At 59.0% G+C, this 376-nt stretch carries 1 protein-coding gene; it reads left to right on the forward strand.

What is annotated here, in order from left to right; all coding sequences use genetic code 11:
- Positions 1–90 precede the first annotated feature (90 nt).
- A partial coding sequence (locus tag ACYJSS_RS30695) for a helix-turn-helix domain-containing protein (protein WP_459481283.1) occupies positions 91–376 on the forward strand: 286 nt, incomplete at its 3' end.

Below are 376 nucleotides of genomic sequence, written 5' to 3' on the forward strand. Positions count from 1 at the left end.
GTGTTCAGCCGGGGGACATAGGTGACAGGTGTCGGGAGACATAGGTAACGCATTTAGGCTTACGGGATCCTTCGAAGAGGAGTTCGAGCGATGCCGTGGCAGGAGTGCACCACCATGTCGATACGACGTGAATTCGTATTGTTGGCCCAACACCCGCAGAGCAACATCCGGGAGCTCTGTCGACGCTACGGCATCAGCCCCAAGACGGCTTACAAATGGCTGGAGCGATATCAAGAACTGGGGGATTCCGGCCTGCAGGATCAGTCCCGTCGTCCGCTGACGAGTCCTGGACGCAGCAGCGCCGAGCTGGAGCGAGAGGTGGTGCGCCTGCATCACCAATTCCCTTATTGGGGCGCTCGCAAGCTGCTCCATCTGT

Source organism: Pseudomonas sp. No.21, from assembly GCF_054558415.1.